General features: G+C 49.8%; 14 protein-coding genes. 1 reads left to right on the top strand and 13 read right to left on the bottom strand.

What is annotated here, in order from left to right:
* Positions 1–62 precede the first annotated feature (62 nt).
* From asnS to bshA, 11 genes are all read right to left on the bottom strand, one after another.
* Positions 63–1352: an asparagine--tRNA ligase gene (gene asnS, locus KNP87_RS02330; protein WP_119923378.1), complete on the bottom strand. Its 1290-nt coding sequence runs from the start codon at positions 1350–1352 to the stop codon at positions 63–65.
* A 29-nt stretch (positions 1353–1381) separates the two neighbouring features.
* A complete protein-coding gene (locus KNP87_RS02325; protein ID WP_028106069.1) occupies positions 1382–2563 on the bottom strand; it encodes a pyridoxal phosphate-dependent aminotransferase in 1182 nt (393 codons plus the stop codon).
* A 16-nt stretch (positions 2564–2579) separates the two neighbouring features.
* Positions 2580–3047, bottom strand: coding sequence for a hypothetical protein (locus KNP87_RS02320; RefSeq protein ID WP_214720673.1), 468 nt, complete (start codon positions 3045–3047; stop codon positions 2580–2582).
* The gene (locus tag KNP87_RS02315) at positions 3044–3214 is read right to left on the bottom strand and encodes a YpmA family protein (RefSeq protein WP_064506551.1); all 171 of its coding nucleotides are present in this window, start codon (positions 3212–3214) and stop codon (positions 3044–3046) included. Before KNP87_RS02315 ends, KNP87_RS02320 begins: the two co-directional genes overlap by 4 nt.
* Before the next feature lie 62 nt (positions 3215–3276).
* The gene (gene dinG, locus KNP87_RS02310; RefSeq protein WP_214720672.1) at positions 3277–6090 is read right to left on the bottom strand and encodes an ATP-dependent DNA helicase DinG; all 2814 of its coding nucleotides are present in this window, start codon (positions 6088–6090) and stop codon (positions 3277–3279) included.
* Positions 6091–6190: 100 nt separating this feature from the next.
* On the bottom strand, positions 6191–6574 hold the full coding sequence (gene panD, locus KNP87_RS02305; RefSeq protein ID WP_026832720.1) for an aspartate 1-decarboxylase: 384 nt from the start codon (positions 6572–6574) through the stop codon (positions 6191–6193).
* A gap of 2 nt (positions 6575–6576) precedes the next feature.
* Positions 6577–7407, bottom strand: coding sequence for a pantoate--beta-alanine ligase (panC, locus tag KNP87_RS02300; protein WP_214720671.1), 831 nt, complete (start codon positions 7405–7407; stop codon positions 6577–6579).
* The gene (gene panB / locus KNP87_RS02295; RefSeq protein WP_214720670.1) at positions 7404–8243 is read right to left on the bottom strand and encodes a 3-methyl-2-oxobutanoate hydroxymethyltransferase; all 840 of its coding nucleotides are present in this window, start codon (positions 8241–8243) and stop codon (positions 7404–7406) included. The genes panC and panB overlap by 4 nt, the downstream gene beginning before the upstream one ends.
* A 242-nt stretch (positions 8244–8485) precedes the next feature.
* Complete coding sequence (locus KNP87_RS02290; protein ID WP_214720669.1) at positions 8486–9457, bottom strand: biotin--[acetyl-CoA-carboxylase] ligase; 972 nt, start codon at positions 9455–9457, stop codon at positions 8486–8488.
* Complete coding sequence (locus KNP87_RS02285) at positions 9418–10563, bottom strand: CCA tRNA nucleotidyltransferase (RefSeq protein ID WP_251135377.1); 1146 nt, start codon at positions 10561–10563, stop codon at positions 9418–9420. Before KNP87_RS02285 ends, KNP87_RS02290 begins: the two co-directional genes overlap by 40 nt.
* Positions 10550–11692, bottom strand: coding sequence for an N-acetyl-alpha-D-glucosaminyl L-malate synthase BshA (bshA, locus tag KNP87_RS02280; RefSeq protein ID WP_026832715.1), 1143 nt, complete (start codon positions 11690–11692; stop codon positions 10550–10552). The genes KNP87_RS02285 and bshA overlap by 14 nt, the downstream gene beginning before the upstream one ends.
* A 173-nt stretch (positions 11693–11865) precedes the next feature.
* On the opposite strand from bshA, the gene KNP87_RS02275 reads away from it, so the two are divergent.
* A complete protein-coding gene (locus KNP87_RS02275; RefSeq protein WP_026832714.1) occupies positions 11866–12753 on the top strand; it encodes a YitT family protein in 888 nt (295 codons plus the stop codon).
* Positions 12754–12820: 67 nt separating this feature from the next.
* Here KNP87_RS02275 and KNP87_RS02270 read toward each other — a convergent pair whose 3' ends face one another.
* Both KNP87_RS02270 and KNP87_RS02265 read right to left on the bottom strand, forming a co-directional pair.
* A complete protein-coding gene (locus KNP87_RS02270) occupies positions 12821–13501 on the bottom strand; it encodes a zinc metallopeptidase (RefSeq protein ID WP_026832713.1) in 681 nt (226 codons plus the stop codon).
* 41 nt (positions 13502–13542) lie between these two features.
* Positions 13543–14148, bottom strand: coding sequence for a DUF1405 domain-containing protein (locus tag KNP87_RS02265; RefSeq protein WP_214720668.1), 606 nt, complete (start codon positions 14146–14148; stop codon positions 13543–13545).
* Positions 14149–14204: the final 56 nt, after the last annotated feature.

The raw sequence follows: 14204 nt of genomic DNA, 5'->3' as shown, positions 1-14204 counted from the left end.
TCGATTCTTTATGATAAGCAAGAAATCGACCCGTCCGAGGGATGGGTCGATTTTAATCACTATTACGGATACAAACGGTTCAACAGACGTGGGAACGGAATCGTCTCACGTACATGTTCGACACCTGTAATCCAGGCGACTGTCCGTTCGAGTCCAAGACCAAAACCACTGTGTGGGACCGATCCATACTTACGTGTTTCCAGATACCACTTATAGGCACCCGTCTCATCTAAATCATGTGCTTTCATGCCGGCACGTAACTTCTCGAAATCTTCTTCGCGTTGTGAACCACCAACGATTTCACCATATCCTTCAGGAGCAATCAAATCGTCACATAAGACGAATCCCGGGTTTTCCGGGTCTTCTTTCATGTAAAACGGTTTGATGTCTTTTGGCCAATGCGTGATGAAGACCGGACGCGCAAACGTGTTGGCGATTGCCGTCTCATGCGGCGCACCAAAATCGTCTCCGAATTCAATGTCGTCAAAACCTTGTTCTTTCAACATCGCGATTGCTTCTGTATACGTGACGCGTGGGAACGGCGCTTTGATGTTTTCCAAGACCGTCAAGTCGCGTTCCAACAACTCCAGTTCAGCACGACAGTTTGTTAGTGCCGACTGGACGAGATGCGAGACGTAGTTTTCTTGGACTTCCAAGTTCATCTCGTGATCATAAAACGCCATTTCCGGCTCCATCATCCAAAATTCGATGAGGTGACGGCGCGTTTTTGATTTTTCAGCACGGAAAGTCGGACCAAACGAGAAGACTTTTCCAAGCGCCATCGCAGCCGCTTCCATGTATAACTGGCCTGATTGTGACAAGTACGCATCTTCATCAAAGTATTTTGTATGGAACAATTCCGTTGTTCCTTCCGGTGCACTTCCTGTCAGGATTGGCGGGTCGACTTTGATGAATCCTTCTTGGTTAAAGAATTCGTACGTGGCACGGATCAGTTCGTTCCGAACGACCATGACGGCATGTTGGCGTTTTGAACGCAACCAAAGATGACGGTTATCCATCAGGAAGTCCGTTCCGTGTGCTTTTGGTGTGATCGGATAATCGATCGCTTCATGAATCACTTCAATTGCCGTGATCTCCATCTCATGACCAATCGCTGTCCGTCCTCCATCTGATTTGATGACCCCTGTCACCCACATCGAAGACTCTTGTGTTAATCCTTTAGCGGTCTTAAATAACTCTTCGCCGACCGTTTCCTTCACGACGACTCCCTGCATGAAGCCGGAACCATCACGTAACTGAAGAAACGCGATTTTACCGCTCGATCGTTTGTTTGCTAACCAACATCCGATCGTAATTTCTTCTCCGACGTGCTTTTCTACATCACGAATCATTGCTTTCAAAAGTCAACATCCTCTCTCTATTAAACGGCCGTATGCGCCGTGATAAATCCTTCGATCCGGTCTAATGCTTCCAGCACCCGTTTCGGGTCTGTCGCATATGATAACCGGACATATTCTGGTGCGCCAAAGCCGGATCCTGGAATCAAGGCGACTTTCGCTTCCGACAAGACAGCGGTACACCAGTCGTCAACGTTTGAGAAACCGCACATTTCGGCTGCCCGCAATGCATGCGGGAACAGATAAAAGGCACCTTCCGGCTTCAGACACGTTAAACCGGGAATTTGAATCAACCGATCATAAATCTGCTCCAAGCGTTCTTCGAACACGACCCGCATTGCCTCGACCGGAGCGTCTCCTTCGGCGTAGGCGGCCACAGACGCTGCCTGGGCAATCGATGTCGGATTTGACGTCGAATGGCTCGCAAGGTTCGTCATTGCACTGATGATGTCCTTCGGGCCAATCGCGTAACCAATCCGCCATCCTGTCATCGCATGGGATTTCGACACCCCATTGACGATGATTGTCCGTTCGCGCATGTTCGGTAACGTCGCAATCGACAGATGCGTGACACCGTTGTAAAGCAGCTTTTCGTAAATCTCATCACTGATCACAAGCAGATTATGCGCCATCGCCACATCTGCCACCATTTCGAGTTCTTCCTTCGTATAGACCATTCCGGTCGGGTTAGACGGGGAGTTCAAGATGAGCGCTTTTGTTTTGGGTGTAATGTGTTGCTCGAGCAACTCACGTGTCACCTTGAACCGCGACTGTTCCGTCGTCTCTAAAATGACAGGAACACCGTCGCTTAATTTAATCTGTTCCGGATAACTGACCCAGTAAGGTGCCGGGACAATCACTTCGTCACCCGGATCGAGAATCGCTTGGAATAACGTCGATAAGGCATGTTTTGCTCCTGACGCAACCATAACTTCCGAACGGTCGTACGATAACCAGAGATCACGACGCGTTTTTTCAATGATGGCATCTTTCAAGGCAACGGTTCCGCCGGACGGCGTGTATTTTGTATCTCCAGCTTCAGCCGCAGCAAACGCTGCTTGGATGATGAATTCCGGTGTGTTGAAGTCCGGCTCTCCAGCCCCTAAACCGATGATGTCTTGTCCTTCTTCCCGTAAGGCTTTTGCTTTTGCTGTAATCGCCAATGTCGTTGACGGTGTCAATTGTTGTACACGTTTTGATAACATCTCGCACACTCCTTTTTTAATTGATCCGTAATCGTTTCAGGAACGATCCTTCTTGATAGGTGTAATACGAATAGTCGTATCCTGACTTCGTTTTGGTGACGATTTCAATCAATGCCCGTTGGTCGAACCCATATTTGGCCGAGACGATGTTTGCTGGGTTACCGGCTTTTTGGATGACGTCTGCAATCTTCATCCCGTCCGCCACCCGTCTCGTTTCGATTTTTCCTTTTTTCGGAACGAATGCCCGCAAGGCTTCTCCGTCTTGCTGAATCGTAAAGACACTGTATTGGGTTTCACCATTAAATACATGTTCAAACTTGATTTCGTCGGGTGCGATTTCTTTTTTCAAACGTGTTTCCGCTTTCTGGACAACTGTTTGTTCACGGTCTTTGGCTTCCGCCACCGTAAATTGATAAATCCCTGTACCGATTAACGTGACGAGAAGGATGAAGCCGACAAGACCGAGGACGATCTTCCAATTCATGTGCGGTAGATGGTAAAGACCATCTGCTCCTTATCTTTTTCGTCCAATGCCAGACCAAACATCAAATCCTCTGTTTTTAACGTGCGATTCAATACATCTACAATCTTGTACGTATCATCATGGCGATTGACCTTGACTGTTGCTAGCGTCTCGATTTTCGAATCCATCTTATTGTCCTCCCTCATTTTTCTACATCTATTATAATGCGATAATGCTTATCTGGATAGACTCAATCCGTATCATTTAAGAACAATTCCAGTTCGGCTGTCAGTTCATCCAACGGTTTCGCTAAAACTGGCACACTTGGTAAACTCGACACAAACCGTTTTCCGTACCGGGTTGTTTCAATCCGCCGATCAAAGACGAACACGACACCCCGGTCGTTTGTCGTCCGAATCAAACGTCCGAATCCTTGCTTAAAGCGAATGATTGCTTGCGGTAAACTGTATTCAAAAAAGGATGATTTTCCTTGTTGCTCAATCTGTTCCGAACGGGCCTGGACGATCGGTTGGTCGGGTGGGGCGAACGGCAGACGAACGATGACCAGGCAACTCAAATCGTCACCCGGCACATCAACCCCCTCCCAGAAACTTGCTGTTCCGAACAGAAGACAGGCATCGAGCTGTTTGAATTGTTTCATCAGACGTTGCCGGGATCCTTGGGTAATCCCTTGGGACAACAACGTAAACCGGTCCGGTAACGCGGCTTTTGTCGCATCATGCGTTTGCCGTAACATCTCGTTTGAGGTGAACAACACCAGCATCCGTCCCTCCGTCACTTCCGCAATCCGAATGATGGCATCTGCGATGACTTCAGAATACGTCGCTTGCGGGACGTCTTGCAACAACGGCAGGTCCGTCGGAATCATCAGCCGGACTTTTTCCGCGTATCCAAACGGAGACGGAACGATGAACCGGCGCGTCTCAAGTTCCGACAAACCGAGTCGTTTCTCGATGAACTGGAACTTATTTGAGACCGTCAATGTCGCCGACGTCAGGATACACGTCCGCTTCGAGAAGACTTCCCGGTGGAGACGGTCGGAAATATCGATTGGTTGCGTGTAAATCCGCGTCAATTTGCGGTTTTTAACGGTCGTTTCAATCCAGGAAACGGTTTCGTCATGCGGGGCGAGCATCGTTTCAAAAATCGCCTGCTCCACATCTTCCAACTGTCCGATCACCGTCTTTAAATCTGCGACGACGGACCGTTCCCGGTAACTCATATGTTCCCGTTGATCATGGAACAATTTATGGATCGCCCGAATCGCCTGGCGGAGCCGTCGCAAGACCAGTTCCACACGTTTCGCGCTTTCCTGCACTGCCCGCATCGACTGATCAAGTCGTTTGAAGCGGACCGTGACACGCCCTTCCCGCCGTTCTTTCCGGGAAGCGAGTTCCAGTCCGTACGCTTGAATGATCGTCAACAGACCGTCGGCTTCTTCCAACAACTCCGTTAATGTCTCATCAATTGTTTCGCTGTGCGCTTCGACCAATTCCGTCAGATCAAATTGATCCGACAGACTGACCAGACGCGTCAATAATTTTTTATCGGACGAAAATCCCAGTTGTCTGAAGATCCGGTCAAAAGAGTGACCGTCAAAAACTAATCCGAAATGATGACTCGCCACCTCTTCGATTTGATGGGCTTCGTCCAAAATCAATGGACAGCCTTTAGGCAAGACGCCGGCCTCGTACTGGATATCACTGAACAACAACGCATGATTCGTCACGATGATGGTCGCATCTTTTGCTCTGCGGACGGCATGATGGAAAAAATCACGGCTGTACCACGGATCAAATCGTCCCAGTTGCGATTGACTGTCCGACTGGATCAGCTGTTTGATGGCGATGTTCCCTTGGGCCGCTCCTCCCGGCAAACTGACTTCTTCCAGATCCCCCGTCTCCGTCTGGGTCAACCAGACGAGCAAGATCGCTTTCGCTAACGTAAAGTTGTACGGCTCTTCCGTCTCACTGAGGAAAAACTCGAATTTCCGTAAATCCATGTAGTTGCTGCGACCCTTTAATAACGTAATCTCGACCGGTGCGTCAAACAATTGGCGTAAGAGCGGCAAATCGCGTGCAAATAATTGTTCCTGCAACTGAATCGTATGTGTACTGACGATAATCGGTGTCTCGTGTTCAATCGCATAATGAGCAGCCGGCACCAAATAACCGAGTGATTTCCCTGTTCCGGTTCCTGCTTCGACGAGCAATGGTGTTTCCTGGTCGAGTGATTGATAGACGTGCCGCATCATCTCCAGTTGCCCGGTTCGTGCTTCATATCCGGGAAACAGCTTGGGGAATACCGACACGTTAAGACGATCAACAAACGGGCTGAACGGTTCCAGTTGGGACACCGCGGTCTGTTCGGTTGGTTCAAGCCGTTTTTTCAAAGCGATTTTCCGGAAACTGTCGAACCGCTCATCGGCTTCCAGTCCAACGGTTTGAATCGCCTGTTCAATCTCTTGTTCGATCGCACTGAAGAGTTTTCCCGCTAAGCGGCGTAAATGCCGCAACGTATCCAGCGGCAGATCCTCCAAACGTGCCAGGAGATGAAGCAACAGTTCGGCTGTCGCCTCGGCATCACTCCCCGCCCGGTGTGCTTCATGGTGCGTCAACTCCAACAAGTCTGTCAGGTGCGACAGGGAATGACTCTCAGCTGTCGGTAACAAAATCCGCGCCAACTCGACCGTATCGATGACAGGTCCGGTATAAGGCAGATACCCTTCTTCTTCCAAGGCTTCGTTCAAGAAGGTCAAATCAAACTGGACGTTGTGGGCGACGAAGACGCCCCCATCGAGCAATTGAAGAACACGTGGGGCAATGACATCAAATGTCTCAGCCTCTACGACATCTTCGTCCGTAATCCCGGTTAATTGAGAAATAAACGGCGGAATCGGTTTTTGTGGTCGGACAAAAGCCGATAAACGCTCGGTAATCCGTCCCTCTTCGATGACCGCCATTCCGATTTCAATCATTTCATCGCCGGATTTAATCGAATGTCCGGTCGTTTCTAGATCCACTACAACAAACTTCTTTTCCACGACTTATCTCCACCTTTAACCATCCATAGCTTCAGCATATGGCATCTCAAGTTCCATCTTAACAAAAAAGAGACCCGAATGTATCTCGGGTCCCTCAAAATCATAAGATCGTATGTGCGATTTCTTGCGATAACATCTGTTTGATCGAGTTATCCTGATCCAGTACCGCTACTTTTGGGACATGTGTCGTGATTTCTTCATTCGTCAACTGAGCATACGCCATGATGATGACTTCATCCCCGATTTGGAAATGACGGGCTGCTGCCCCGTTTAAACAGATCACGCCTGAACCGCGCGCTCCTTTGATTGCATACGTCTCAATCCGCGCCCCGTTCTGGTTATTCGTTACCTGAACCTTCTCATTTTCGAGAATGCCGACTGCATCAAGCAGATCTTCGTCAATCGTAATGGAGCCGACGTAATGGAGGTTGGCCTCCGTTACGCGGGCTTTGTGTAATTTTGCGTGCATGAATGTCCGTAACATGTTCATGCTCCTCTCGTATAAAGTAAGTTATCAATCAACCGTGCCGATTGGAACTGAACGGCAACAGCCAATAAAATTGTTTCGGTTGTTGCTGTGACCGGTCCAAGTGCCGGATAGGAAACTGCTTCGACATAATCGATTGACGTCCCTTCGAACTGAAGCAACGCCCGTGTTTGTTCCACGATCTGTTCGATCGGCTGCCCGTCATCCAACCAGGACTTGGCTTGCACCAATGCCTGTTGAACCCCGGGTGCCTGCTCCCGTTCCAAGTCAGACAGATAGACATTCCGAGACGACTTTGCCAGACCATCCGTTTCACGGATAATTGGACAGCGTCTGATTTCGACCGGAACAAAGTAGTCCGCGACGTACCCTTCAATCAATGCCAATTGTTGGGCATCTTTCAGACCGAAGTAGGCGCGGGTCGGTCGAACGATATTAAACAGTTTACTGACAACCGTCAATACCCCGTCAAAATGTCCTGGACGCGAGGCGCCGCATAAGACGTCATCCCCTGAACGCACCGTGACCCGTGCCATATCGAGTGGATACATCGTCTCGTTTGTCGGATAAAAGAGATAGTCGACCGCAGCGGCTTCCGCCAGTGCTTGATCCCGCTCCGCATCGCGCGGATAACGGTCTAAATCTTCATTGGGACCAAACTGAGTCGGATTCACGAAGATACTCAGGACGACGATGTCATTTTCTTGGCGCGCCTGCTTCAGCAACGAGGCATGACCCTCATGCAAAAAACCCATCGTCGGAACGAATCCGATCGATGTCTGCCCGTCTAATTCTTGTCGTAATTGTTCGACGTTCCGGATGATTTTCATTCTTTTGTTCCCCCGTACAAGGCGCCAATCAGTTCCTCGTCCATCATGAACGAGTGCGCAAGTTCAGGAAATGCCCCTGTCTTGACTTCTTTGACGAAAGCGGCGATCGCTTCCGTCCCGGATGTGTTCCAGTCAGCATACGCCTTGACGAATTTCGGCAGACGTCCCACGCCGTACGTCAGAATGTCATGATACACCAAGACTTGTCCGGCGACGTCAGGACCGGCACCAATTCCGATTACGGGAATCGTCAACAATTCTTGGACACGTTTTGCCAACGGATGCGGGACACATTCCAACACAAGCATCTTCGCTCCGGCTTGTTCAGCCGCCAAACTGTCGGCAATCAACTGTTCCGCTGCTGCAAGCGACTTTCCTTGAACTTTAAACCCTTCCAAAACCCCAACCGATTGAGGTGTCAGTCCTAAATGGGCGACACACGGCATACCGGCATCCGTCAGACGACGAATCGTTGTCAGGATGTCACCTGCCCCTTCTAATTTCAAAGCATCGGCCTGGCTTTCTTGGAAAATACGCGCTGCTGCGTCAAGCGTCCGGTCAAACGATCCATGGTAACTCGCAAACGGCATATCTACGACCATAAACGTGTTCGGTGCCCCTCGACGGACGGCACGGGCATGGTGAACCATGTCGTCGACTGTAACGGCAATCGTCGAATCGTAGCCGAGAATCACATTTCCTAACGAGTCGCCGACGAGCAACAGGTCGACTTGCCCTGCTTCCGCCAATTTCGCCGAAGGATAATCGTAGGCGGTCAGCATGACCAGCTTTTCTCCCGCGTGTTGTTTTTTTAATAAAGGTGTCATCGTATGCATGTGTGTTCTCTCCTTACTTGATTTAGAGAGGACAAAAGGAAACGCCTTCTTTTCCTAAAGCAATCCATAGGAAAGAAGGCGTGAATAAGTGCAACATCGTCCTTCTGTCCCTGTCCGAGTGGGATCAAGGCAGTAAAAAAAATAAATGATCAATCAAAGCCTTCAACCGGTATGATTCCGAACGGATATCATCCTCGTTTTTAGTATACCCGATTCAAAAAGCAGACTGCAAACGTCCCGTCTTACGTTTCCGTCCAGTAGACCAATTCCGCAGAATGGAACGTTTTGATTCCTTCGACTGTCTCGACTTGTAACGTTCCGTCTGATTGGATTCCCCGGAGATATCCGGTCACAGACACTTGCCGGGTCCGGAGCGTTACTTCTTGATTCAACCGGTCAGCGTGATCTTCCCATTCTGAGACGAATGACGCAAACCCGTCTATCAGCCAGCGTTGATACATGTGTTCGAATTCGTTTAAAAACAAGGCCACGATTTCTGCACGGGCAAATGACTGACCCGTCGCCAGCTTTAACGAGGTCGCCCGGTCCGCCAACACTTCCGGAAAGTCTTTATGTTGGACATTGATCCCGATTCCGATGATGACGGAATTGATCCGATCGGCCTCCGTCTGCATTTCCGTTAAAATGCCAGCCACCTTCCGATTCGCAATCAACAGATCGTTTGGCCATTTGATGGTCACAGGCACTTGAAGTGTCCGCAGCACCTTCGTTAAAGCAATCCCTGCGATTAACGTCAATTGACCGGCTTGATGCAACGGCGCCTCCGGACGTAAAATCAAACTCATGGCAATCCCTGCACCTCGTGCTTCATGCCAGGTACGACCGAGTTGTCCCCGTCCGTTTGTTTGAAAATCACAGACAATCAGGGTTCCCTCCGGTGCTCCTTGTTGCGCTTGTTCATGCGCGATGCGTTGTGTCGTCTCCGTCTCCTCGAGATGAAAAATCTTGCGGCCTAATTGTTTGGTCTGAAGATGTTGTTCGATGGCAAGAGGGGTCAGACGATCCCCTTGATCAATGAGATGGTATCCCGTTTTCTTATGGGATTCAATGGCGTACCCGGCTTCTTTTAAAGAAACGATTTGTTTCCAAATAGCGGTACGTGAAATATTTAGTTGATCCGCCAGTTCTTGACCTGATATCCAGTCCGTCTGCATCAAGGCATGGAGGATCCGGTCTCGTGTTGTTTTTTCCACATCATCACTTCCCTTAGTAAAGTCTCCCGTTGATTGTCGAGCCGGTGAACGACCACTTGCTGCTCCAAGTGGACCAACGCTTCCTTGATCGCTTGTTTCTGTAATCCGAGGGCCATCATATCACGTCCATTGACGGCCAAATCCTTTAATTGCCGGATCGGCAGCGTCGACCGGTCCTGATGATGACGCCCGGTCATTTCGTTTAGCCGTAATAATTCTTCATCCGACAAGCAATACCGTTGCCAATCGGATAACGTTTCTTCGTTGACAAGGGGGGCCAGTGTTTTCGCGCGGGTTTGTTGCTTTTTTGAACGTTTCCATGCCCGTAACGCTTCCGGTCGTATCCCGGCGACAAGGACGAGCGTCCAGACGTCGTCGGTCGAGACGCCGTTTAACGGCATTTCGATCAAACGTTCAAGGATCGATGGATCAAGATGCGGCAAATACTCAGGGATACCTGTCCGGATCATCGCTTGTAATGCTGTCGCGCGACCGGGTCCGAGTAAGATTTTTTCAAATTCGACGGCAATTCGTTCCATTGCCACCGATGACAGGTGTTGTTTTTTTACAAGAATTGCTTGTTCCGTTTGACGATCCAGTGAAAACTCGAGTTGACTCATGAATCGAAAGGCGCGGATCATCCGCAACGCATCTTCGTCGAACCGTTCCTCCGCCCGACCGACCGTCCGGACGATTTTGGCTGCCAAGTCATGTTGACCGCCAAACAGATCGACGAGACCGGTCGGCTTGAGCGCCATCGCATTGATCGTAAAATCACGACGTGTCAAATCTTCCTCTAAGCTGACCCCGAGTGTCACCTCATCCGGACGACGGCGGTCACTGTAGGTGCTTTCGGAACGAAACGTCGTCACTTCAAACGGCAGATGGTCGATTACGACCGTGACCGTCCCATGATCGAGTCCGGTCGGGACGACGACAGGGAAAAGCTTCATGACGTCCTGCGGCAACAGCGACGTGGCCAAATCGTAATCACCGGGAGATCGCTTCAGCAACATGTCCCGGACTGCCCCGCCGACGATATACGCTTCGCCCCCGGCGCATTCAATCGTCCGAATGATATGATTGGCATACTCAAGCATTTTCATAACGTGCACACACCCGTTCATACAAAAGTTCATACGCTCGGACAACTTGATTGGAATCGAATCGTCTGCGGGTATCACGAATGCCTTCTTCCGCGAACTCTTCCCGGAGTCTCGCGTCATCCGCCAACCGTCCGATCCGCTCTGCTGCTGCTTTGACATCGTATGTTGGAACAATGAATCCTGTTTTTTCGTCCTGGATCACTTCCGGTAATCCACCGGCACTGGAGACGACACTCGGAACGCCGACCGCCATCGCTTCAAGCACGACGAGACCAAAAGCCTCTTTTTCAGATAACAGCAAATGAATGTCGCTGATCGCCAGTAACTGGGCGACATGTTCTTGTTTCCCGGCAAAGATGATTTTGTCGTAAATCCCCAATTCTTTGGCACGGCGCCGCGTCTGCCCCATCTCCGGTCCGTCACCAACTAACAGTAGCCGCATGGCGCGACCGTTTGATGCAATGGCAAAGGCTGCCAGCGTATCATCAATCCGTTTGACCGGTCGGAAATTTGAAATGTGGATGACGACGATCTCGTCCGGCTCGATTCCGTAATGCCGCTTCAAGCGATCATCGCGCATCGGATAATAGACACTCTCGTCAATCGAGTTTGGAATCACATCAATCGTGTACTGTCCGTTTAATGTCATGTTCGTCTCAAGAGCCAGACTTTCTGAAACTGCCGTGACGGCGTCGGAGCTCTCAATCCCATAGCGGATGGCCGGTTGCATTTCCAAGTCCTGGCCGATGACCGTGATGTCCGTACCGTGCAAGGTCGTTACGACACCAACCCCTTTTTTCTTCGCCATGTTCCGCCCCAGTTCCGCACAGACCGCATGCGGGACTGCGTAATGGGCATGGATGATATCCAAATCAAACAAATCGATGACTTCCGCGACTTTCGACGCTAACGTGATGTCATACGGAGGATATTTGAAGACCGAATACTGGTTCACCTCGACGAGATGGACGGTGATGTTCGGACGATATTCCGTCAAACGGAATGGAATGCTCGATGTAATGAAATGGACATCGTGTCCCCGGTCCGCTAATTTCATCCCGAGTTCCGTTGCGACGACGCCACTACCGCCGACCGATGGATAACAGAGAATCCCAATCGCTTTTTTCATAGTTGCTCACTCTCTCTTCATTAAGTAATGTCCTGTCCCCTGCTCATTGTAATCAAATTACCGACTAAAAACTACATCCGCCACTTTTCGAACGATTTTCGTCAGAAATACTAGTCTTTTCCGGCGTCTGCCGTTACCCTAGAGAAAGAGTCATGTCAGAGAGGAGTAAACAGATGGCACCCCCATTCCAGTTTCCGATCCGGATCCAGAACATCATCTGGATTTTAATCGGATCATTCATTTTTGCTTTTGGTATCTATCATTTTAACGTTCAAAACGAGTTGGCTGAAGGCGGCTTCACGGGCATCACCCTGATTTTAAAAGGGTTGTTCGGTTTTTCGCCGTCCATCACGAACTTGGTCTTGAACATTCCGCTGTTCCTGGTCAGCTATAAACTACTCGGCCGGACGACATTCGTCTACACACTGATCGGAACGTTCAGTTTTTCAATTTGGTACGGATTGATTGCGAAGTATTCGCCGCTTGAAATCCTTCTGAAAGACGATATGGTTCTTGCCGCTCTGTTTGCCGGTGTCTTTATCGGTGTCGGGCTTGGCATCATCTTCAATAATGGCGGGACGACCGGCGGGGTCGATATCATCGCCCGCTTGACGAAACGGTACTTCGGATGGTCGATTGGCCGGACCTTCATGATTTTTGACTTTTTTGTCATCATCGCATCGCTGACCTATCTCGACTATAAGCAAGCGATGTACACACTGCTCGCCGTTTATGTCGGTGCCCGTGTCATTGATTGGATGCAGGAAGGAACGTATGCCGGAAAAGCCGCGATGATCATCAGTGATCACCGGACGGAAATTGCAGACGGGATTCATGCGACGATGAACCGGGGAACAACTCGTCTCGTCGCCAAAGGCGGCTACTCGGGCCGCGACTTGGAAGTCTTATATGTCGTCGTAGCCCGAAATGAAATCACACGACTGAAGACACTCGTCAAATCAGTTGATCAACACGCTTTCATCACGCTGCACGATGTATATGAAGTGACGGGAGAAGGATTTACGTTCGATGAAAACCGTGTTCCCATTAAAGAAACATGATTTCCAATACGAAAACAAACGGCGCGGAGTCCTCTCGGATTCCGCGCCGTTTGTTTTTTCATTTTCATTAATCGTCACTTGACGGTGCAAACACAATCAATGCTAATCGAATGAATTCGGCAACCGCAACGAGCGTCGCAGCGACATAGGTCCACGCAGCAGCGTTCAAGACACGACGTGATCCGCGTTCTTCCGCTGCATCAATGATGCCGTGTTCCGTTAACTGGGCCATCGCACGTTTTGAAGCATCAAACTCAACCGGTAACGTCACAAGTTGGAAAATGACCGCTCCGAGCATCAAGATGACACCAAGCATTGCAAGACCACTCATACCAGCCAAGAAACCGATCAACAATAACGGGAACGACAGGTTCGATGTGATTGAAGCGACTGGTGCGATCCGGTGACGGACGCGCATCATACCGTAATCGGTGGCGTCTTGGATGACGTGTCCGATTTCGTGGGCCGCGATTGAAACCGCTGAGACCGTTGAACCGTAGTAGACATCTTCCGACAGTCGGACGACTTTGTTCGTCGGATCGTAATGATCGGACATCGTTCCGCCAATCGGCTCAAGACGCACATTCGTGATTCCGTTTTGTTTCATGATGAAATCCGCGACTTGGGCTCCGGTGACTCCACTCTGAATCGGAACTTGTTGATACTTTTTATACGTTTTTCTGACACGCATCTGTGCCCAGATCGGCACGATGATGATGATGGCCAAATAAATCAAATAGTTCGCCATGTGGCATCTTCCCCTCCATATAAAAAGATTATATTCTTATTTTATGTTCGAGTGAACTTATTGTCAATTGAATCGCGTGCAACAAGCCGATATCCCATCAAAAGACATAATCCGGTTAACCAAAACGAACCGTATCCGATCCACTGAATATGTTCTGCCAGCGCCGGATAACGCGGCCACTGTCCGAGCACGTAATCGACGACATCGTTATGAATGACCCAGACGGCGACAAGAACCAGTTCTTTGACACGAAACGTCATCAACGGGACATACAGAAGTGCTTGGAACGCCATCGCTCCATGGGAAACTATCAGCATCAGCGCCATGGCTGTCAAAAAGGCATCACCGGTGCCGAGTTCATTCAGCATCAAAGCATTCATGACGACTGCCCAGACCCCGTATTTGATTAAGGTGACAAAGGCGAGGGCTTCGAACAAACGGGAACGACGATTAAAAATCCACAGGAAGAGGATGATTGTAAAAAAGAGTGACGCGGTCGGGCTGTCCGGAATGAAGGGATAGTAATACCATTTCGACATCGCCAGTTGCGGCTCATACCAGTAATACCCGTATAAAGTACCGGCCAAGTTGATTAAGGCAAGCGGCCAAAGCACCGCTTTATGTTTGAGTAGATGGAACAAGGGCACGTCATTTCACCTCATGATAGACAAAGACCGGAGGAAAATTCCCCCGGTCGGTTGTC

The organism is Exiguobacterium sp. s192 (assembly GCF_018618795.1).
GTDB lineage: Bacteria > Bacillota > Bacilli > Exiguobacteriales > Exiguobacteriaceae > Exiguobacterium_A > Exiguobacterium_A undae.
The sequence above is the reverse complement of the archived record's forward strand: the minus strand, read 5'-3'. Positions and strand labels throughout refer to the sequence as shown.

What these genes read in the sequence shown, in the direction of transcription:
- asnS (WP_119923378.1), bottom strand. Translation starts at nt 1,352, where the DNA reads ATGATTCGTGATGTAGAAAAGCACGTCGGAGAAGAAATTACGATCGGA.
- KNP87_RS02325 (WP_028106069.1), bottom strand. Translation starts at nt 2,563, where the DNA reads ATGTTATCAAAACGTGTACAACAATTGACACCGTCAACGACATTGGCG.
- KNP87_RS02320 (WP_214720673.1), bottom strand. Translation starts at nt 3,047, where the DNA reads ATGAATTGGAAGATCGTCCTCGGTCTTGTCGGCTTCATCCTTCTCGTC.
- KNP87_RS02315 (WP_064506551.1), bottom strand. Translation starts at nt 3,214, where the DNA reads ATGGATTCGAAAATCGAGACGCTAGCAACAGTCAAGGTCAATCGCCAT.
- panD (WP_026832720.1), bottom strand. Translation starts at nt 6,574, where the DNA reads ATGTTACGGACATTCATGCACGCAAAATTACACAAAGCCCGCGTAACG.
- panC (WP_214720671.1), bottom strand. Translation starts at nt 7,407, where the DNA reads ATGAAAATCATCCGGAACGTCGAACAATTACGACAAGAATTAGACGGG.
- panB (WP_214720670.1), bottom strand. Translation starts at nt 8,243, where the DNA reads ATGCATACGATGACACCTTTATTAAAAAAACAACACGCGGGAGAAAAG.
- KNP87_RS02285 (WP_251135377.1), bottom strand. Translation starts at nt 10,563, where the DNA reads ATGAAAATGCTTGAGTATGCCAATCATATCATTCGGACGATTGAATGC.
- bshA (WP_026832715.1), bottom strand. Translation starts at nt 11,692, where the DNA reads ATGAAAAAAGCGATTGGGATTCTCTGTTATCCATCGGTCGGCGGTAGT.
- KNP87_RS02275 (WP_026832714.1), top strand. Translation starts at nt 11,866, where the DNA reads ATGGCACCCCCATTCCAGTTTCCGATCCGGATCCAGAACATCATCTGG.
- KNP87_RS02270 (WP_026832713.1), bottom strand. Translation starts at nt 13,501, where the DNA reads ATGGCGAACTATTTGATTTATTTGGCCATCATCATCATCGTGCCGATC.